The 17,904-nt window shown below is 73.4% G+C and carries 18 protein-coding genes; 7 read left to right on the top strand and 11 right to left on the bottom strand.

Translation table 11 applies throughout. The features are described from left to right. The first annotated feature begins 28 nt into the window (after window positions 1–28). On the top strand, window positions 29–928 hold the full coding sequence (locus C4T42_RS22150; RefSeq protein ID WP_020095232.1) for a cell envelope integrity EipB family protein: 900 nt from the start codon (window positions 29–31) through the stop codon (window positions 926–928). A 9-nt stretch (window positions 929–937) separates the two neighbouring features. On the opposite strand, the gene C4T42_RS22145 is transcribed toward C4T42_RS22150, so the two are convergent. Beyond that, the gene (locus C4T42_RS22145) at window positions 938–1,234 is read right to left on the bottom strand and encodes a DUF3572 domain-containing protein (RefSeq protein ID WP_026605257.1); all 297 of its coding nucleotides are present in this window, start codon (window positions 1,232–1,234) and stop codon (window positions 938–940) included. A gap of 80 nt (window positions 1,235–1,314) precedes the next feature. Here C4T42_RS22145 and C4T42_RS22140 point away from each other — a divergent pair, with 80 nt between their 5' ends. The 5 genes from C4T42_RS22140 (at window position 1,315) to C4T42_RS22120 (ending at window position 6,387) form a co-directional block, all read left to right on the top strand. Then, window positions 1,315–1,686, top strand: a complete 372-nt coding sequence (locus C4T42_RS22140) for a response regulator (RefSeq protein ID WP_007560977.1) — start codon at window positions 1,315–1,317, stop codon at window positions 1,684–1,686. A gap of 170 nt (window positions 1,687–1,856) precedes the next feature. After that, on the top strand, window positions 1,857–3,230 hold the full coding sequence (locus tag C4T42_RS22135; protein ID WP_020095234.1) for a PleD family two-component system response regulator: 1,374 nt from the start codon (window positions 1,857–1,859) through the stop codon (window positions 3,228–3,230). A gap of 130 nt (window positions 3,231–3,360) precedes the next feature. Beyond that, window positions 3,361–4,569, top strand: coding sequence for a DUF2252 family protein (locus C4T42_RS22130; RefSeq protein WP_020095235.1), 1,209 nt, complete (start codon window positions 3,361–3,363; stop codon window positions 4,567–4,569). Window positions 4,570–4,696: 127 nt separating this feature from the next. Then, window positions 4,697–5,659 (top strand): acetyl-CoA carboxylase carboxyltransferase subunit alpha, encoded by a 963-nt coding sequence (locus C4T42_RS22125; RefSeq protein ID WP_020095236.1) that lies wholly within the window; start codon window positions 4,697–4,699, stop codon window positions 5,657–5,659. Beyond that, window positions 5,656–6,387: a DUF1796 family putative cysteine peptidase gene (locus tag C4T42_RS22120; RefSeq protein WP_020095237.1), complete on the top strand. Its 732-nt coding sequence runs from the start codon at window positions 5,656–5,658 to the stop codon at window positions 6,385–6,387. The genes C4T42_RS22125 and C4T42_RS22120 overlap by 4 nt, the downstream gene beginning before the upstream one ends. 57 nt (window positions 6,388–6,444) lie before the next feature. Here C4T42_RS22120 and C4T42_RS22115 read toward each other — a convergent pair whose 3' ends face one another. After that, window positions 6,445–6,696 carry a DUF1640 domain-containing protein gene (locus tag C4T42_RS22115; RefSeq protein WP_020095238.1) on the bottom strand — a complete coding sequence of 84 codons (252 nt, stop codon included), beginning with the start codon at window positions 6,694–6,696 and terminating at the stop codon, window positions 6,445–6,447. 441 nt (window positions 6,697–7,137) lie between these two features. On the opposite strand from C4T42_RS22115, the gene C4T42_RS22110 reads away from it, so the two are divergent. Further along, window positions 7,138–8,655: a murein L,D-transpeptidase family protein gene (locus C4T42_RS22110; protein ID WP_020095239.1), complete on the top strand. Its 1,518-nt coding sequence runs from the start codon at window positions 7,138–7,140 to the stop codon at window positions 8,653–8,655. A gap of 4 nt (window positions 8,656–8,659) precedes the next feature. On the opposite strand, the gene C4T42_RS22105 is transcribed toward C4T42_RS22110, so the two are convergent. From C4T42_RS22105 to C4T42_RS22065, 9 genes are all read right to left on the bottom strand, one after another. Further along, window positions 8,660–8,833, bottom strand: a complete 174-nt coding sequence (locus C4T42_RS22105) for a YqaE/Pmp3 family membrane protein (protein ID WP_012318839.1) — start codon at window positions 8,831–8,833, stop codon at window positions 8,660–8,662. A 125-nt stretch (window positions 8,834–8,958) separates the two neighbouring features. Then, a complete protein-coding gene (locus C4T42_RS22100; protein ID WP_051123779.1) occupies window positions 8,959–10,518 on the bottom strand; it encodes a c-type cytochrome in 1,560 nt (519 codons plus the stop codon). Window positions 10,519–10,596: 78 nt separating this feature from the next. Continuing rightward, a complete protein-coding gene (locus C4T42_RS22095; protein ID WP_020095241.1) occupies window positions 10,597–10,968 on the bottom strand; it encodes a hypothetical protein in 372 nt (123 codons plus the stop codon). Further along, window positions 10,968–11,465 (bottom strand): TspO/MBR family protein, encoded by a 498-nt coding sequence (locus C4T42_RS22090; protein ID WP_020095242.1) that lies wholly within the window; start codon window positions 11,463–11,465, stop codon window positions 10,968–10,970. The genes C4T42_RS22095 and C4T42_RS22090 overlap by 1 nt, the downstream gene beginning before the upstream one ends. After that, window positions 11,462–12,688, bottom strand: coding sequence for a geranylgeranyl diphosphate reductase (locus C4T42_RS22085; RefSeq protein ID WP_020095243.1), 1,227 nt, complete (start codon window positions 12,686–12,688; stop codon window positions 11,462–11,464). Before C4T42_RS22085 ends, C4T42_RS22090 begins: the two co-directional genes overlap by 4 nt. A gap of 4 nt (window positions 12,689–12,692) precedes the next feature. Next, window positions 12,693–14,024, bottom strand: coding sequence for a BCD family MFS transporter (locus C4T42_RS22080; RefSeq protein ID WP_020095244.1), 1,332 nt, complete (start codon window positions 14,022–14,024; stop codon window positions 12,693–12,695). Further along, window positions 14,024–14,908 (bottom strand): chlorophyll synthase ChlG, encoded by an 885-nt coding sequence (gene chlG, locus C4T42_RS22075; RefSeq protein ID WP_103985882.1) that lies wholly within the window; start codon window positions 14,906–14,908, stop codon window positions 14,024–14,026. Before chlG ends, C4T42_RS22080 begins: the two co-directional genes overlap by 1 nt. A 354-nt stretch (window positions 14,909–15,262) precedes the next feature. Next, window positions 15,263–16,708: a transcriptional regulator PpsR gene (gene ppsR / locus C4T42_RS22070; RefSeq protein WP_020095246.1), complete on the bottom strand. Its 1,446-nt coding sequence runs from the start codon at window positions 16,706–16,708 to the stop codon at window positions 15,263–15,265. Between the two features lie 29 nt (window positions 16,709–16,737). After that, the gene (locus C4T42_RS22065) at window positions 16,738–17,628 is read right to left on the bottom strand and encodes a cobalamin B12-binding domain-containing protein (protein WP_103985881.1); all 891 of its coding nucleotides are present in this window, start codon (window positions 17,626–17,628) and stop codon (window positions 16,738–16,740) included. Between the last annotated feature and the right edge of the window lie 276 nt (window positions 17,629–17,904).

Genomic DNA, 17,904 nt, shown 5'->3' with positions numbered 1-17,904 from the left:
TCTGCGGCGGACCGAACCGGGGTTGTCCATGCGCCTGCGCCTCTTCCCACTGCTGACGGCCGGTCTTCTCGTCTGCGCCGGGCCCACCCGCGCGGCCCCGCCCGCCGCGCCCGAACCGGAGGCCAAGCCGCCGGCGCCCGAGATCGTGCTCGCCAACCACCGCGCGGTCTACGACCTGTCGCTGGCCGAGGGCGGCGGCACCCGCTCGGTGGAGAGCGCCCGCGGGCGCATCGTCATCGATTTCCGGGGCGACGCCTGCCGCGGCTACACGATGCAGACCCGCCAGGTGACGGAGCTGTCCTCCGGCGAGACCGGCGCGCGCCTGTCCGACATGCGCAGCACCACCTTCGAGGGCGGGCAGGGGCGCGAGTTCCGGTTCAAGACGACGACGCTCACCAACAACAAGCCCGCCGCCCCCGTGGACGGGACCGCCTCCGAGCAGGGCGACGCCCTGACGGTGAAGCTGAAGGGCGGCCCCAAGCCGTTCACCGTGGAGGGGCCGGTCCTGTTCCCGAGCGAGCACATGCGCCGTCTGATCGAGGCAGCGCGGGCCGGCCAGTCGACCCTCGCGGTCAAGGTCTTCGACGGCTCGGACGACGGCCGGAAGGTCTACGACACCTTCGCGGTGATCGGCCACGCCGCGACCGGCCCGGCCCCGGCCTCCGGCTCGACCCGCGACAAGCCCCTGCGCGACGGGTCGCTGGCCACCATGCCGCGCTGGCCGGTCCGCCTCAGCTACTACACCGAGGGCGCCGGGGAGCGGACGCCGATCTACACCCTCGGCTTCGACCTCTACGAGAACGGCGTCAGCGGCGCGCTCAAGCTCGATTACGGCGACTTCGCCATCCTGGGCGACATGACCGCCCTCGACATCGACGCCAAGGCGGGGCGGGCCGACAGGGAGGCGGGCAAGGGCTGCACGCCCTGAGGCCCCGCCTCACGCCCATGCGTCGTCCGGCCGCGGCGAGAGCGCCTGCCAGGCCGCGGCGATCCGCTCCGGCTTGATCCCGAGGCCGTTCGCGCAGGCGACCAGCACGTTCTCGTCGCCCATCACGTGGTCGAGGACGCCGACCAAGAAGGCCGGCTCCCGGGCGCTCGCGCGGAGCGTGTCGGGGCTCAGGCCGCTCGCCGCCAGGAAGGGCAGGAGACGGTCGTCGTCCCCAGCGATCCACAACAGAACGTCCAGGGCGAGCCGTTCGGCCGACTCATGCCCTTGAAGAGGTTTGCCATTCATCAACATGTGAACGCTACAAAGGTGACGGAGGGGCTTCACGGCCCGCTAATCATGATCGGCGCGCACCGGGACAACGGATCATGAAGAAGACGGTGCTGATCGTCGAGGACAACGAGTTGAACATGAAGCTGTTCAACGATCTCCTGGAGGCGAACGGCTACGCGACGCTCAAGACCGCCCACGGCATCGAGGCGATCGAGCTGGCGCGCGCCCATCACCCCGACCTGATCCTCATGGACATCCAGCTCCCCGAGGTCTCCGGCCTCGAGGTGACGAAGTGGCTCAAGGAGGACGACGACCTCAAGAGCATCCCGGTGATCGCCATCACGGCTTTCGCCATGAAGGGCGACGAGGAGCGGATCCGCGAGGGCGGCTGCGAGGCCTACCTGTCGAAGCCGATCTCGGTCGCGAAGTTTTTGGCAACGGTTCGGGCCTATCTTGAACCGCGTTGACGCCGGCGAGGCGTGCCGTTGAACCGGACCCCCGGCCGCGCCGGGCCGGGTGACCGGTTCAACCGTCCGTCCCGTCGTGTCCGCCCCGGCCCCGGCGGCCGACCGGCGGCGCGCCCCCACGGCACACGGCGCCCGGTCCGGGCCGCTCACCCGCGCCCGCACGAGGAACCATGTCGGCCCGTGTCCTGATCGTCGACGATCTGTTCCCGAACGTCAGGCTTCTGGAGACGAAGCTCGGCCTGGAATATTTCGACACGCTCGCGGCCATGAACGGCCGGGACGCGATCGCGATCTGCGAGAAGGGCCTCTGCGACCTCGTCCTGCTCGACGTGATGATGCCCGGCATGGACGGGTTCGAGGTCTGCCGGCATCTCAAGAACAACCCGCTCACGGCCCACATCCCGGTGGTGATGGTCACGGCCCTCGACCAGCCCGCGGACCGCCTGCGCGGCCTCGACGCCGGGGCCGACGACTTCCTGACCAAGCCGGTGGACGACACCGCCCTGTTCACCCGGGTGCGCAGCCTCGTGCGGCTCAAGGCCGTGACGGACGAGCTGCGCCAGCGCGCGCTCGCCTCCCGGGAGTTCGGGATCGGCGATCCCCTGGCGCTCGCCACCGCCGAGACCGGCCTCGACGCCCGGATCCTGCTGATCGAGGACCGGCCCGGCTCGGCCGAGCGCCTCGCCGGGGCCCTGCGCCAGCACCACGTGGTCACGGTCGAGCCCGACCCGCAGGAGGCCCTGCGCCTCGCCGCCGAGGAGTCCTTCGACCTCGCCCTCGTGAGCCTCGACCTCACCGGCTTCGACGGCCTGCGCCTGTGCAGCCAGCTCCGGTCCCTCGACCGGACCCGGGCGATGCCGCTGATCATGCTCGCCGAGGAGTATGACCGCGCCCGGGTGGTCCGCGGGCTCGATTTCGGCGTGCACGACTTCCTGATGCGGCCGGTCGACCGCAACGAGCTGATGGCCCGGGTCCGCACCCAGGTGAAGCGCAAGCGCTTCACCGACGCGCTCCGGGGGGCGATGCAGGCCTCCCTGCAGATGGCCGTGACCGACGCGCTCACCGGCCTGCACAACCGGCGCTACCTCGACAGCCACCTCGGCACCCTGTTCGGCGACGAGGCCGCCCGCCGGGCGAGCCTCGCCGCGCTGATCCTCGACATCGACCACTTCAAGGGGATCAACGACAGCTTCGGCCACGAGGCCGGCGACGAGGTGCTGCGCGGCTTCGCCGAGCGGGTCCGCCATCACACGCGGCCGATCGACATCGTGGCGCGCTACGGCGGCGAGGAGGTGGTGGTGATCCTGCCGGAGGCGGGCCTCGTCGAGGCGCAGGGCATCGCCGAGCGCATCCGCGAGCGCGTCGAGGCGGTGCCGTTCACCGTGCAGGGGGCGACCCGGACCGTGTCGGTGACGGTCTCGATCGGCGTCGCCGTGCGCCGCGGCGAGGATCTCGGCCCCGCCGACATGCTCCGCCGGGCCGACCTCGCCCTCTACCGGGCCAAGGCGGCGGGCCGGAACCGGGTCGAGTCGCAGGCGGCCTGACCGGCGGCCTGACAGGCGTCCCCGCGTCAATACGCGCGCCCGCGCGCGCGGATGAAAAGGCCGGCCTCGCCGTGTTATCGGATTCGGCCGGCCCGTCGAGGCCGGCGGAGCGGCGCGCGGGACCGAACCCATGGACATGCAGGTACCGGCCCGATCCGGCCGCGACGCGAGCGTGCTGAACCACCGCCGCCTGTGCAAGATCGCGTCCTCGCCGCACGCCTACGTCCGCGGCAGCACGGCGCGGTTCTACGAGCTGCTCGCCGGGATGCCGGCCGGCACCCTGCCCGAGGGGCCGCCCGTCTGGATCTGCGGCGACGCGCATCTCGGCAATCTCGGCGCGCTCGCCGGCCCGGACGGCGGGATCGACATCCAGATCCGCGACCTCGACCAGACCGTGGTGGCGAACCCGGCCTTCGACCTCGTCCGGCTCGCGCTCTCCCTGGTCACCGCGGCGCTCAACGCGACCCTGCCGGGCATCGTCACCGCCCGGATGATGGACGCCATGGCGGACGGCTACGCCGACGGGATCGCCGATCCCGAGGGGGCCGAGCGGGGCGTCGACCCGTCCGAGATCGTCGTCACGACGAAGCGGCGGGCGCTCGGCCGGCGCTGGCGCCACCTCTCGCGCGAGCGCCTGAAGGGCAAGGCCGCCCGGCTCCCACGGGGCAGCCGGTTCTTCGACCTCGACGCCGACGAGCAAGACTCGCTGACGGCGCTGATCCGCGATCCGGAGATCCGCCGCCTCGTCCTGGCGCTCGGCAGCGCGGCCGACGACGCCGAGATCCGGCTGCTCGACGCCGCCTACTGGATCAAGGGCTGCAGCTCCCTCGGGCGCCTGCGCTACGCCGCCCTGGTGGAGGTGCTGGGCGGCGACCGTCCGAACCTCGCCCTCCTCGACGTCAAGGAGGCGGTGCCGCACCTCGCGCCGGCCGCCGCCGGGATCGCGGTGCCGTCGGACCACGCCGAACGCGTCGTCGCGGGCGCGCGGGCGCTGTCGCCCAACCTCGGCGACCGGATGGTCGCCGGCCACATCGGCGGCACGCCCGTCACGGTCCGCGAGCTGCTGCCGCAGGATCTCAAGATCGACGCCGAGCAGTTCTCCCGCGGCGAGGCGGTCCGCGTCTCCCGGCACCTCGCCGCCATCCTGGGCCGGGCCCACGGCCGCCAGATGGGCGCGGCCGACCGCCGGGCCTGGATCGACGCCGTGCGGGCGCCGGGCCCGGGCCCCGACGCCCCCGGCTGGCTCTGGTCGGTGGTCACCGACCTGATGGGCGCGCACCAGCGCGGCTACCTAGAGCATTGCCGCCGGATCGCCCGGGAGGCGCTGGACGCGGCCTGACGCGGCCCGGACCGACCCGGACCCGGGGCGCTTCCGCCACGCCGCCGGTTGACACCATCCCCGCCATCGCCAACACCTCCCGCCCGCCGCCTCTCGCGCGGCGGACCCCGGGAAGACCTGTGATACGATGGCGGTGACGCGCACCTACCTCGACTTCGAGAAGCCGGTGGCCGAGCTGGAGGCCAAGCTCGAGGAGCTGCGCGCCGTGAGCGCGCGCGACGGCGCGGTCTCCATCGCCGAGGAGGTCGGCCGGCTCGAGGCCAAGGCCGGCCAGGCGCTCGCCGAGATCTACGCGAATCTGACCCCCTGGCAGAAGACCCAGGTGGCCCGCCACCCGCAGCGGCCGCACTTCGTGGACTACCGCGACGGGCTCATCACCGAGTTCACGCCGCTGGCCGGCGACCGCAGCTTCGGCGAGGACGAGGCGATCCTGGGCGGATTCGGCCGGTTCCGCGGCCGGCCGGTCCTGGTGCTCGGCCAGGAGAAGGGCGCGACGACCGAGGCGCGGCTGCGCCACAATTTCGGGATGGCCCGGCCCGAGGGCTACCGCAAGGCGGTCCGGCTCATGGAGACCGCCGACCGGTTCGGTCTGCCGGTCCTCGCCTTCGTGGACACCGCCGGCGCCTATCCGGGCATCGAGGCGGAGGAGCGCGGCCAGGCCGAGGCCATCGCCCGCTCGACCGAGGCCTGCCTCGCGCTCGGCGTGCCCAACGTCGCCGTGGTGATCGGGGAGGGCGGCTCGGGCGGCGCGATCGCGCTCGCCACCGCCAACCGGGTGCTGATGCTGGAGCACGCGATCTACGGGGTGATCTCGCCGGAGGGCGCCGCCTCGATCCTGTGGCGCGACCAGGGCCGCGCGTCGGACGCCGCGACCGCCATGAAGATCACCGCCCAGGACCTGCTGCGGCTCGGCGTCATCGACGCGATCATCCCGGAGGCCACCGGCGGGGCGCACCGCGACCGCGAGGCGGCGATCCGGGCCGCGGGCGACGCCATCGCCGACGCCCTCGCGCAGTTCGACGGCCTCTCGCCCGTCGAGGTCCGCGACCGGCGCGCCGAGAAGTTCCTGGCGATCGGCCGGACCCTGTGAGCGAGCCCGGGGCGACGGGGGGCCTGTTCGGCGCGCTCGGCCGGCTGCTCGGCCGGCGCGACGCGCGGGAGCCGGGCCGGCACAACCACGCCTCCCTGGGCTGCAATTGCCAGATGGCGCACGTCCTCAAGACGCTCGACCTGCGCCAGTGGTCGGGGCCCCTCGACTGGATCTTCTCCATGCCCGGCATGGCCCGGGACTGCCTCGCCGACGACTTCGCGGCGCTCGTCGACCGGGGCCAGCTGGAGAGCATCCCGGAGGCCGAGCGGCGCGGCCCCGGCATCTGGCGGGGACGCCACCGCCTCTACCGGGAGCGGCACGGCCTCGAGTGCGTGTTCAACCACCACGACCCGGCGACGAGCGAGGCGGACTACGCCTTCCTCACCGAGGGCGTGCGCCGGCTGCGCCGGGCCCTCGACACGCCGGGCACCGACAACCGCCTCTGGATGATGACCCATCTGCACACGCCCCGCGACGTGGTCGAGGCGATCGACGACCTGCTCGGGCAGCGCGCCAGCCGCAACCACCTGACCTTCGTGCAGCTCGAGACCGGGCACCCGCGCATGGCGGTGGTCGAGGCGCTCGACCTCCGGCCCACCCTGCGCTGGCTCACCGTGCAGACGCCCTCGGAGCCGGTCGGCCTGCGGCTCGCCGACCCGGCCGACGACGCGGCGCTGGTGGCGATCATCCGCGCCGAGGCGGCGCGGCGGCCGGCTCTGTTCGCCTGAGCGGGCGCCCGGGGGCGACGTTGCGGGGCGGCGGACGGTCGGCTCCCGGGGCGGCCGTCAATGCGCGGCGCGCGACAGGGCAACGATCGCGCCGACGATGACGATCGTCTGGAAGCCGATCGAGCCGATCACCCATTTCATGATGTCGAACTTCGCTTCGGCCAGATCGGTCTTGGTGACGAGGTTCGTCAGATCGGAATCCCGACTCTCGCGGATCGCCGCGGTGATCGCCTCGGCCTGATCCTCTGACAGGCCGGTCGCCCGCAGGCGACGGACGAGGGCGTGCGTGTCGAGCGAGAGGGCCGTCATGGGCGACGTTCGCGTGTTCGAGCCGTCCGGGTCGATCGGCCGAATCCGGATGGCAGCCTCCGCGAACGTGGCGCCTTCATCCCGCCGAGGCAAGCAGCTCAAAGTTGGGCGCCCGGCGCGGTCGCACGCGTCCGCTCCGCCAGGGAGCCCACCGGTCCGCGCACCGGGCCGGCAGGCCGGACCGCGGGCGGGACCGCGCACGAGCACAGCATGGATCGCCGCGCGGCCCTGCGGCTCGAACGGCGCCGTCCCGCGACCCCGCCGCGGCGCGCTGTGGATAGCGCGCATGCGCGGGCTCTCCACACCCGAGAACAATCCAGTGTTGCAGCCGGGTCCTTGCGGTAAGGAAGGCGCAAGCTTAACGAGCCTATTGGGTTGGGGAGTGGCACCCGACGCGGCCAGCAAGGCCCGCGGGCGCGCGTAAGACGATCGAGGTTCCCCATGACGGCGCGTCTCGCGACCGCGCGACTGCTGGCGGCGGCGTCCCTGCTGGCCCTGTCGCTCGCCGCCTGCCAGGACGGTTCCGGGATCAACGGCCCGAGCGCGCGCAGCCTCGCGCCGATCGCCCCCCAGACCGTCGCGTTGATGCAGTCCAAGGGGATGCAGCCCTCCGACCCGATCCTGATCCGCACCTTCAAGAAGGAGGCGGAGATGGAGATCTGGAAGCGGGGGAGCGACGGCCGCTACGCCCTCCTGAAGACCTACCCGATCTGCCGCTGGTCCGGCCAGCTCGGGCCGAAGACCCGCGAGGGCGACCGGCAGGCGCCCGAGGGCTTCTACACGATCACCCCGGGCCTGATGAACCCGAACTCGTCGTACTATCTCTCGTTCGACACGGGCTTCCCGAACGCCGTCGACCGGGCCAACGGCCGCACCGGCAAGTACCTGATGGTGCACGGCACCTGCTCGTCGGCGGGCTGCTTCGCCATGACCGACGCCACCATCGCGGAGATCTACGCCGTCGCCCGCGACGCGTTCATCGGCGGCCAGCGCAGCTTCCAGTTCCAGTCCTACCCGTTCCGGATGACGGCCGAGAACATGGCCAAGTTCCGCAACGATCCGAACATCGCCTTCTGGCAGAACCTCAAGGAGGGCTCCGACTATTTCGAGGCCCTGCACGAGGAGCCGAAGGTCGGCCAGTGCGGGACCAAGTACGTGTTCGGCGGGGCCGACGCGGCCGCCGGCTCGTGCAAGCCGCGGGTCGACCCGCTGGTGGCCGAGAAGAGCGCGCGCGACACGCACGCGGTCGCCGACCTCGTCGCCAAGGGCACGCCGGCGGTGCGGGTCGTCTACCAGGACGGCGGCCAGAACCCGGTCTTCCGCCCGCAGAACGCCAGCGCCTTCGCGAGCCTCGGCGGCACCGAGACGGTCCTGCCCTACGACGCCAAGGAGTACGGCCGGCACAATCTCGGCGACGTGAGCCGACCCGAGACCCTGGCGGCCGGCCCGCAGGAGATCGAGCTCGCGCCGAAGGGCCAGCCCACGATGCTGGCCGGCGCCGAGCCGGCGGCCGCGACCCGCGCCGCGAAGGCCGGCGGCAAGGGGCACGGGCGGGAGCCAGCGGCGCCCACGACGCCCACGACGCTCATGGCGAACCGCGCCGATCCCGACGCGCAGGTCGAGACCACGGCGGCCCTGCCCGACAAGCCCGCTCGCATCGCGGTGGCGGACGCGGACGGCGATGCGAGCAGCTACCAGAAGCTGTTCGGCCAGCTCTTCGCCAAGGACAAGCCGGCCCCGGCGGCGCCCGCGGCCCCGGCGGTCGCCGCCGCGGTCGTGCCCGCGGCGGCGCCGGAGCCGGCGAAGGTCGCCCACGCCGCCGAGACGGTCGCGCCGAAGGCCGCCAGGGCCCACGCGGTGAAGACCGCGAAGGTCGAGGGCAAGGGTGAGTCGAAGGCCGACGCGAAGGCGGAGAAGCCCGCCCTCCGGAAGGGCGAGCCCGAGGGCCGGAAGCCCTGACGGTTCAGACCAGCGGCCGGTCGCGGTTCATCAGCCACAGGGCGTGGACCGTGCCGGGCAGCCAGCCCAGGATCCACAGCAGGATGTTCAGCAGGAACTGAAGGCCGAAGCCCGTGGTGACGAGCACGGCGATCGGCGGGAAGAAGATCGCGAGCAGGATGCGGACGAGGCTGGACACGGGGACTCCGGGCGTGAGGTCGGCACGTCCCGGCTCCAACGAAACACGGTTTTATCCGTTCCGCCCGATCTGACCCCGAACCGGCCCCGAAGACCCCGGCAGGCCGGGGCCGCGGGGGCGGCGCCTCAGTTCTTCGCCGGCGGCGTGGTGGCCGAGGGGACGTTGGCGGCCTGCTTCTCCGGGTGCTTCACCTGGCTGTAGGCGACGTTCGCGAAGGTGCCGATCACCGCGGGCCAGCTCGGGTTGCCGTATTGCGGGTCGTCGCGGCCGACCTTGCAGAAGGCCGTGGTCAGGCCGTTGACGATGTCGTCGTCGGTGACCCCGGTCGGCTCCGCCTTCACCTGCTGCACCAGCCGGGCGAGGGTCGGGACGAAGTCCTGCTGCTTCAGGCCCTTCAGGCTCGCCTGCAGGCCGATCTTGTCGAAGGCGGCCTTGAGCTTGTCCTGCTCGATCTCCGCGCAGGGCGCCGTGCCGGCCAGCATGGTCTTGGTGGCGGCGCGCGCCTCCGAGGCCTTCTCGCCGGTCACGACCGGCGCCTTGTTGCCCCAGGAATTGCGGATGTAGTCGGTGACGTTCTTCACCTCGACGTCGGTCATCTGCTGGCCGATCGCCACCATCGGGGCGAGCCCACTCTGGGCGCCGAGCCCGCCGTAGATCACCCGCAGCACCGTCTCGGGGCCCTCGGACTGGACCGAGGTGTTGCCGGCGAGCGCCGGGACCGCGCCCTCGATGCCCTTGCCGTCGGGCTGGTGGCAGGAGGAGCAGTAGGTCAGGTAGGTGGAGGCGCCGGGCGCGTCGGGCGTGTCGAAGGCCGTGAGGTCCTTCGGCTTGTAGGTCTGCTTGGCCGGCACGGTGCGCAGGTACGCCACCATGGCCTTCAGGTCCTCCTCCTTCACCTTGGAGAGGGATTCCATGATGGTCTGGCGCATCGGCCCGGCGGCGACGCCCGGCCGGTCGCCCGGGGCGGTGCCGGTCTTGAGGTAGGTCACCACCTGCTCGTCGGTCCAGGCGCCGATGCCCTGGTGGCCGTCCGGGGTGATGTTGGGGGCGTACCAGCCGTCGATCACGCCGCCGCCGAACCGGCCCGCGAAGCTCGAGTTGCCGACGAGCTTGTTCTCGTTGTGGCACATGGCGCAGTGGCCGAGCCCCTCCACGAGGTAGCCGCCGCGGTTCACCTCGGCGCTGGCCTTCGGGTCGGGCTTGAAGCGCTCCTCGGTGAAGAAGGCCGTCCGCCACGTCACCAGCGCCGTGCGGACGCTGAACGGGAACGGGATCTGGCTCTCCTTCCGCTTCTCGTTCACGGCCGGGACCGACTGGAGGTAGGCCCAGATCGCCTTGGTGTCCTCGTCGGTGACCTTGGTGAACCACGCGAACGGGAAGGCCGGGTACAGGTAGCCGACGTTCTTGCTGTAGCCGTGCCGGAACGCCTGGTCGAAGTCGGCGTAGCTCCAGTTGCCGAGGCCCGTCTCCTTGTCGGGGGTGAGGTTGGGGGTCATGATCACGCCGAAGGGCATGTTCAGCGCGTAGTTGCCGGCGAGGTACTTGCCGCCCGGCGCCGTGTGGCAGGCCGCGCAGTCGCCCATCGTCACGAGGTACTTGCCGCGCTCGATCTGGTCGGCCGACCCGTCCTGCGCCAGCGCCGGCGCGGCCAGGAGCAGGCCCGCGAGGAAGGGGGCGGCCCGCATCGGGGCCAGCCGCGCCGGGGCCGCGCGGCCGGAGGAGAGGGCTCTCGTGCGCTGCATGCCGCGTCTCCCATCCCGATTTTAGAGCTGTTTGAAACTTGTGACGCGCGTGAACGCGGCCGTCGCGGGCGTTGTTCCGGCCGGCGCCGCGCTGCGGCGTTGTGCCGTGGCCGCCCGGACCCGCAGGCCGAGGTCGGCGAGATGGGCGACGAGCCCGGCGAGCATCCACCCGGCGACCGCGACCCAGCCGGCCCCCACGAGCGCCGCCCGCAGGGCCAGCATCAGCGCGGCGCCGGAGGCGAGGTTGGCCAGCAGGGACGGCAGCGGCGGGCCGCCCCGGCGGGCGAGCCACGCGAGGGCGAGCGCCTCCAGGGCGACGAGCAGCAGGATCCCGTCGACGATCCGGCCCGACGCGAAGGCGGGGCCGAGGACCGGGTCGAGGAGCGCCCCCATCAGGCGGGCTCCGCGAACGGCCCGTTGAGGCGGACGATCCGCAGGTTCAGGCAGGCGGCGACGCTGACCCAGGCGAGGTAGGGCAGGTTCATGAGCCCCGCCGCGCCCGAGACCCGGCCGGTCACCAGCACCAGCACGGCGATGGACAGCCACAGGACCGCGACCTCGGCCAGCGCCCAGTCGGGCCGGCGGAACCGGAAGAACAGCACGCTCCAGGCGATGTTGAGCACCCCGTTCACCGCGTAGGCGGCCAGCAGGACGCCCCGGGCGACGGGGTCGGCGTCGCCGTTCCAGGCCAGCACGCCGGCCGTGGTGGTGAGCGCGAAGATCACCGCCCAGACCGGGCCGAAGGCCCAGTCCGGCGGCTTCCAGGCCGGGACCCGCAGGCGCCGGTACCACGTGTCCGTCGTGGTCGCGAGGCCGCCGGCCACGGCCACCAGCACGGCCGCGACCGCCGCCACCGCGGGCGGCCCCAGATCGGCGGCGGCGAGGCTCACGGCGAGACCCAGCGGAACAGGTGCGCGAGGTCCTTGAAGAAGATCCGCGCGTGGGCGGCGGGCTTCGCGCGGACCAGCTCCTTGTTCATGTAGCTGTCCCAGGTAAGCTGCTGGACGTCCTTGTCCCGGCAGATCGAGACGAAGCGCTCGCGCAGGCCGTCGCTGCGGTACCAGACCCACTGCATCATCCCGAGGATCCAGAACACGCGCCCGTGCAGCTTCATGAACTGCTTCCGCGCGCCCGCGAGGGCGCGCGCGTCCCCGGTCCGCAGGAAGGCGGCGGCGGCCTCGGCCGACAGCCGGCCGCCGAGCATCGCGTAGTAGATCCCCTCGCCGGAGGCCGGCGCGACGACGCCCGCGGCGTCGCCCGCGAGCAGCACGTCCCGGCCGTTGTCCCAGCGCTTCAGGGGCTTCAGCGGCAGCGGCGCCCCCTCGCGGCGGACGGTCTCGGCGTGGTCGAGGCCGGTGGCGGCGCGCAGGGCCCGGATCGAGGAGCGCAGCGAGAACCCCTTCCGCGCGCTGCCGGTGCCGATGCTCAGCGTGTCCCCGTGGGGGAAGATCCAGCTGTAGAAGTCCGGCGAGTGGCGACCCTGGTAGTAGACGTCGCAGCGGGTGGCGTCGACCGACCCGGCCCCGGGGGCGCCGGCCTCCGGGACCCGCAGGATCTCGTGATAGGCGAAGACCTGCCGCATCCTGGCGTGGCCCGGCACCTCCGCGCGGCCGACCGGCGAGCAGGCGCCGTCGGCGCCGAGGACGAGGCGGGCCCGGACGGCGTGGCGGGCGAGGCCGGCCCCCGCGCCGGTGGTGAAGTGGACCAGCGGCGGCCCGTCGTCGGGCCGGGTGATCCGGTCGTAGGCCGCCGCGCGCAGGTCGGCGCCGGCCGCCGCGGCCCGCTCGCGCAGCCACGGGTCGAAGTGCTCGCGGTCGACCATGCCGACGAAGCCCTCGCCCACCGGCATGTCGACGGCCTTGCCGCTCGGCGCCACCATCCGGGCGGACCGGATCTTCGCCACCAGGAGCGCGTCCGGGATCGCGAAGTCCCGGATCAGCCGGGGCGGGATCGCGCCGCCGCAGGGCTTGATCCGGCCGGGCTTGTCGAGGAGCAGCACCGCGTGGCCGGCCCGGGCGAGGTCGGTCGCCGCCGTGGCGCCCGCCGGCCCGCCGCCGACCACGACGACGTCGTAGCTGTCGCGGCCGGGGCCGCCATCATCCAACCGGGCCATGGCCTCACCTCGCGCTGAAGGCAGGATCGAGCGGCACCGTGTCCGGTGCCGGAGCGGGTTCGAGCCGCGCCGCCAGGACGACCGCGACGAGGAACAGCAGCCCTTCCGCGGCGAAGACCGCCGCGTAGGCCTGGACGGGTTCGGCGGTGACCAGCCGGACGGCGTCGACCGCCACGGCCCCGAGGAAGCCGCCGGCCCCGAAGGCGACGCCCTGCGCGGCGCCCCAGACGCCCATGCGGGTTCCGCGCTCCCGCGCGTCGCCGCGGCCGGCGAGCGCCATCATCGAGCCGATGGCGGCGACCGCGTAGGCGCCGTTGGCCACCCCGAGGGCGAAGACCGTCGCGCGCAGGGGGAAGTCCGATCCCGCCGCCGCGCCGCTCGCCAGGGCGAAGAGGGCGGCGGCCGAGCCGGCGCAGCCGATCCCGATCCAGAGCCGCAGGGAGGCGAGGACGGTGCCGCGGGCGAGGAGCGTCACCGCCGCCACCAGCAGCATGCCGGCGAGCACGCCGCCGTGCTGGAGGCCGGCGAGCTTGGTGGTGGCGCCGGGGCTCATCGCGAAGACGAGGCCGGCATAGGGCTCCAGGATCAGCTCCTGGGCGCTGTAGGCCAGCATCGACACGAAGACGAAGATCGTGAAGGTCCGACTCACGGGGTCGGCCAGCACGTGGGCCAGCACGGTGAAGAACGGGCGGCGCGCCTCCGCGGGCTCGGGCGCCCGGACCGGCAGGCGGCGCTCGACGCCGGCGACCGCGAGCGCCGCCACGCAGAAGGCGACGAGCGAGACCGTGCCCGACACCGCCGCGAGGCGCGGGCCGGAGAACGGATCGAGGAAGTGCCCGGCGAGCGGCGCCGTGACGGCGAAGCCGACGATCATCATCACCCAGACGACGGTGGCGGCCGCGCCCCGCCGGGCCGGCGCGACGCCGCCCGACAGCAGGACGAGGAGCGAGGTCCCGGCCGCGCCGACGCCCATGCCGACGCACAGGAACGAGAGGGCGGCGAGCGCCAGCCCCAGGGCGAGGCTCTCGGCCGCCAGCGCGGTGCCGCAGGCGGCGCCGAACCCGCCGAGGCAGAGGGCCGCCATGCCGCCGACGATCCAGGGGGTGCGCCGGCCGCTGCGGTCGGAGCCGTAGCCCCAGCGCGGGCGCAGGACCTGCACGGCGTAGTGCAGGGCGACCAGCAGGCCCGGCACGAGGGCGGGCAGCGCCAATTCCACCACCATGACCCGGTTGAGGGTGGCGGTCATCAGCACGACGACGCTGCCCAGCGCGGTCTGGACGAGGCCGAGGCGGACGATCTGGGGCCAGCCGAGGCCCGTGCCGGGGTCCGGTGCCATCACGCCCCTCCCACCAGCGGGCGCAGCGCGAAGGCCGCGACCAGCATGCCGAGGACGTAGAGGGTGGTGCCGGTGCCGTTGTACCAGATCGCCCGCTCCCGGGGATTCTCCAGGAACCGGGCCATCAGGGCGAACTGCCCGGCGAGCAGCGCGGCGACGAGGCCGGCGTGCCAGTAGCGCTCCCAGCCGACGAGGAGCGCGATCACCGCCACCTGCGGCAGGGCCATGACCAGGCAGGCGAAGCGCGCGGCGCGCTCGGAGCCCATCTGCACCGGCAGCGACAGCAGCCCCATCCGGCGGTCGCCCTCCACGGACTTGAAGTCGTTGAGGGTCATGATGCCGTGGGCCCCGGCCGCGTAGAGCAGCGCCACCAGGAGCACCCGCCGGTCGGGCAGGGCGGCGGCCATGACGGCGGCGCCGGTGAACCAGGGCAGCCCCTCGTAGCAGAGCGCCACCGCGGCGTTGCCCCACCAGCCGTTCCGCTTCAGCCGCACCGGCGGCGCCGAGTAGATCCAGGCCAGGACCAGCCCGAACATCGCGGCCCCGAGGATCCAGGGCCCGAGCGCGGCGGCCACCGCCAGCGACAGCGCCGTCCAGGCAAGCGCGAGGTAGAGCCCCCAGCGGCCCGGGATCCGCCCGGAGGGGATCGGCCGGTTCGGCTCGTTGATCGCGTCGACGTGGCGGTCGAACCAGTCGTTGGCGGCCTGGCTGGTGGCGCAGACCAGCGGGCCGGCCAGCAGGATGCCGGCGGCGATCACCGGCCACTGGCCGCTGGCCGGCTGGCCCGAGGAGATCACCCCGCAGGCGAAGGCCCACATCGGGGCGAACCACGTGAGCGGCTTCAGCAGCTCGATGACTGCGCTCGGGGCGGGCGTAGCGGTCATGACGGGAGGCTACCGGCGCCCGGCGGGGTGTCAAGCCAGATTTACACCGCGCGCCAGCATGTGCGCGACGTTTGTCGAATAAATACAGCGGCGGACCAGAAATACATTATCCGAAACACCGAGAAACCGTGCCGGCGGGACCGCCCGCGCGGGCGCTTTCCGGCGCTCCGGCGGCGCCCCGGGCGTTCCCGGCGACCCCCGTCCGCGAGGACGATTCCGGGATCTTCGAGGCCTTCGGTGCCAGGATCCGAGGGGGTCCGGCGCCCCGCCGCGCGCACCTTCGGGGGATGGGAAAGGATGGGATGGGATGGGATGGGACGGGTCCCGCCGCGCCCGGAGGCCGCGCCCGGATCCTCAGATGTCCTCGACCGGGCCGTCCAGGTCGCCGACGCCGTAGCGCCGCATCTTGGCGTAGAGGCCCTGCCGGCTCAGGCCGAGCATCTCGGCCGCCGAGGCCCGGTTGTCCCGGGTGATCCGCAGCGCCGCCTCGATGCAGAGCTTCTCGATCAGGTCGGTCGTCTCGCGCACCAGGGTCTTCATCGAGACCCGGCCGACCAGCTCGGTCATCTGCTCCACCGAGCGGGGCACCTCCCGCCCGACCCCGGGGCGCCCTTCGGCGATCCGCCGCGGGCCCGACCGGATGGCGAAGCCCAGGCAGGGGCGGGCGCCAGCCACCGACACGGCGGCGACCTCCACGTCCTCCATGCCGCCGTAGGCGCCGCGGACGACGGTGGCGAAGCGGCGCACGGCGCCGTGGTCGACGAGGGTCGCGAACAGCGCCTGCGCCTCGGTCTCGTCGCGGCCGAGCCAGTGGTCGAGGGTGCGCCCGCGGGCCTGGCCCACCGTGGCGAGCTGCGCCAGTTCCAGGAAGGCGGCGTTGGCCATGAGGATCCGCCGCGCCGAATCGGTGACCACGAAGCCCTCCGGCATCGCCTCGATCACCGCGGCGGTGGGCGCCTCCTGGTCGGGCCCGGGCGCCGCCGTCGCCGGGTCGGCGACCAGCTGCAGCAGCGCGCTCGCGCCGCCCTCGCCCCGGAACAGCGAGGCCGAGACCGTGACCTCCCCGCGCCCGTGCTGCAGCGCCGCCCGGATCTCGCCCGCCTGCCCGGTCGCCCGCAGGGCGGCGAACTGCGCCTCCAGGGCCCGGGTGCTGGCGGGGTCGAACAGCTCGACGGCGTCCTGCCCGGCGATGCGCTTGGCCGGGCGCCCGAGGAGGCGCGCCGCGGCCGGGTTGGCCTCGGCCACCCGGCGCGTGCCGGCATCGACCACCAGCACCGGCTCGCCGGAGATCTGGAACAGGAGCCGGTAGCGGGTCTCGGCGGCGCGGAGCCGGTCGTAGTCCCGCTCCAGGGCCTGCTGGGTCTCCACCAGCCGGCGCTGCAGGGCGGCCACCGCCCGCATGTCGCGCCCGAGCACGAGGATCGGGCCGCCCTCCGAGGGCCGGATCGACGCGTAGCGGATCGGCAGGTCGGCGCCGTCGGGCGAGGGGTGGTTCACCTGGCGCCAGCGGGTGATGCCGTCGGCCCCAGCGTCCCGCAGCAGGGCGTCGACCTTCGGGCGGCTCTCCACCGTGACGGTGTCGATCCAGCGCCGGCCCAGCCAGCCCGCCACGGTCTCGGCCGCGAGATCGGCGCCGACCGTGGCGTCCCGAATCACCCCGTCCGCGTCGATCACCAGGGAGAGGTCCGCGGACGCCGCGACGATGCGCCCGACCGCCTCACCCTGGAGGAGGCCGGCCACCTGCTGCAGGGCCGCGGGCGGCGACTGCGGGGAGGGGCGGGGCTGAGGGGTCACGGTCACCGCAATGTGATAGTCGGTTGGAGGCCCTTTCAGCAGGCCAAGGCCTGTCTGTCCAGCAAAGCTTCGGCCGCGGCGGGCGCGAGGCACGCGTCCGACGCGCAGGCATCCGCCCCGACGATCCCCGCCTCGCCGCCGTGGCGCGCGAAGAAGGGGCCGCCGACCAGCACCCGGACGTCCCGGTTGCGCGAATCGCGGCGCACCTCCGCCACCGTCGCCGTCAGGACCGGCAGCAGGACGTCGCAGGAGAGCGACAGGCCGACCACGTCGAACCAGTCGGACCGGAGCAGGTCCAGGGGGTCGACCCCCGGCCCGGGCACCGCGGTGGTCACGTCCCAGCCGGCCTCCCGGAAGAAGCTCGCGACCAGCGACAGGCCGAAGACGTGGGTCTCGCCCGGGCAGGGCAGCAGCAGGACGCTGCGCCCGTTGGCCGGGACCGATTCGCTCTCCAGCTCGGCGCAGAGGCGGCGGCTCACGGTGTGGAGCCGCCCGAGGGCCTCGGTCACCGCCAGGAAGTCGCAGGCATCCTCCTCCCAGAGGGCGCCGAGGTGCCGGGCGGCCGGGGCGAGCAGGTCGAGGAGCAGGCGCGGGAGCGGCAGGCCGCCGTCGCGCAGGGCGTCCACGCGGGCGTCGAGGTCGACCGGGCCGGAGGCCAGGAGCAGGGCGCTGAAGTCGGCGATCTCCCGCGCGCTCGGCGCCCGGTCCGCCGGGACGGCGCGGCCGGCGGGCCGGTAGGCCAGCATCAGGCGGGGCAGGATCTCCGCCTCGACGACCTTGGCGAGCGCGTCGGGCACAGGCCTGTGCAGGTCGGGCCAGCCGAGGGCCGCCTCGCGGAACACGGGGAGCCCGTCGCTCACGGGGCTGCAGCCGGCCGCGGACGGACCGTGATCCAGACGGCCACCGAAATGCCTCCAGTTTCCCATCGGCATCCTCCCTGAGACGGCCCCGTCCCGGAAGGGCCGGCGGATCCGCTCGCGCGCTCGGTGTGGCGTTGCTCGCCCGTCTATTCTTCGTGTCCGTCAGTTCCTGAGTCTGACAAGCCGAACGGCAGCAATCTCTGCCGCCACGGCCGACGATACGCTTCCTGACGATCTTGGCAATGATCTTATTCGAAGAAAAAATATCCCTGCCACTGTCATGTCGTGGAAGCGTCAAGCGCACTTGACACTTCCCGGACCCCCGCCCTAGCCTCTGTCCAC

The organism is Methylobacterium sp. 190mf (genome assembly GCF_900107945.1).
Lineage (GTDB): Bacteria > Pseudomonadota > Alphaproteobacteria > Rhizobiales > Beijerinckiaceae > Methylobacterium.
This window is presented reverse-complemented; position numbering and strand designations above follow the sequence as displayed.

Bases quoted from the DNA above. Each gene is read 5' to 3' on its own strand.
- C4T42_RS22130 (WP_020095235.1), top strand. From the start codon at position 3,361: ATGGACATGCAGGTACCGGCCCGATCCGGCCGCGACGCGAGCGTGCTG.
- C4T42_RS22100 (WP_051123779.1), bottom strand. From the start codon at position 10,518: ATGCGGGCCGCCCCCTTCCTCGCGGGCCTGCTCCTGGCCGCGCCGGCG.
- C4T42_RS22080 (WP_020095244.1), bottom strand. From the start codon at position 14,024: ATGGCACCGGACCCCGGCACGGGCCTCGGCTGGCCCCAGATCGTCCGC.
- chlG (WP_103985882.1), bottom strand. From the start codon at position 14,908: ATGACCGCTACGCCCGCCCCGAGCGCAGTCATCGAGCTGCTGAAGCCG.
- C4T42_RS22110 (WP_020095239.1), top strand. From the start codon at position 7,138: ATGACGGCGCGTCTCGCGACCGCGCGACTGCTGGCGGCGGCGTCCCTG.
- C4T42_RS22115 (WP_020095238.1), bottom strand. From the start codon at position 6,696: ATGACGGCCCTCTCGCTCGACACGCACGCCCTCGTCCGTCGCCTGCGG.
- C4T42_RS22065 (WP_103985881.1), bottom strand. From the start codon at position 17,628: ATGGGAAACTGGAGGCATTTCGGTGGCCGTCTGGATCACGGTCCGTCC.
- C4T42_RS22085 (WP_020095243.1), bottom strand. From the start codon at position 12,688: ATGGCCCGGTTGGATGATGGCGGCCCCGGCCGCGACAGCTACGACGTC.
- C4T42_RS22150 (WP_020095232.1), top strand. From the start codon at position 29: ATGCGCCTGCGCCTCTTCCCACTGCTGACGGCCGGTCTTCTCGTCTGC.
- C4T42_RS22140 (WP_007560977.1), top strand. From the start codon at position 1,315: ATGAAGAAGACGGTGCTGATCGTCGAGGACAACGAGTTGAACATGAAG.
- C4T42_RS22095 (WP_020095241.1), bottom strand. From the start codon at position 10,968: ATGGGGGCGCTCCTCGACCCGGTCCTCGGCCCCGCCTTCGCGTCGGGC.
- C4T42_RS22125 (WP_020095236.1), top strand. From the start codon at position 4,697: ATGGCGGTGACGCGCACCTACCTCGACTTCGAGAAGCCGGTGGCCGAG.
- C4T42_RS22135 (WP_020095234.1), top strand. From the start codon at position 1,857: ATGTCGGCCCGTGTCCTGATCGTCGACGATCTGTTCCCGAACGTCAGG.
- C4T42_RS22145 (WP_026605257.1), bottom strand. From the start codon at position 1,234: ATGAATGGCAAACCTCTTCAAGGGCATGAGTCGGCCGAACGGCTCGCC.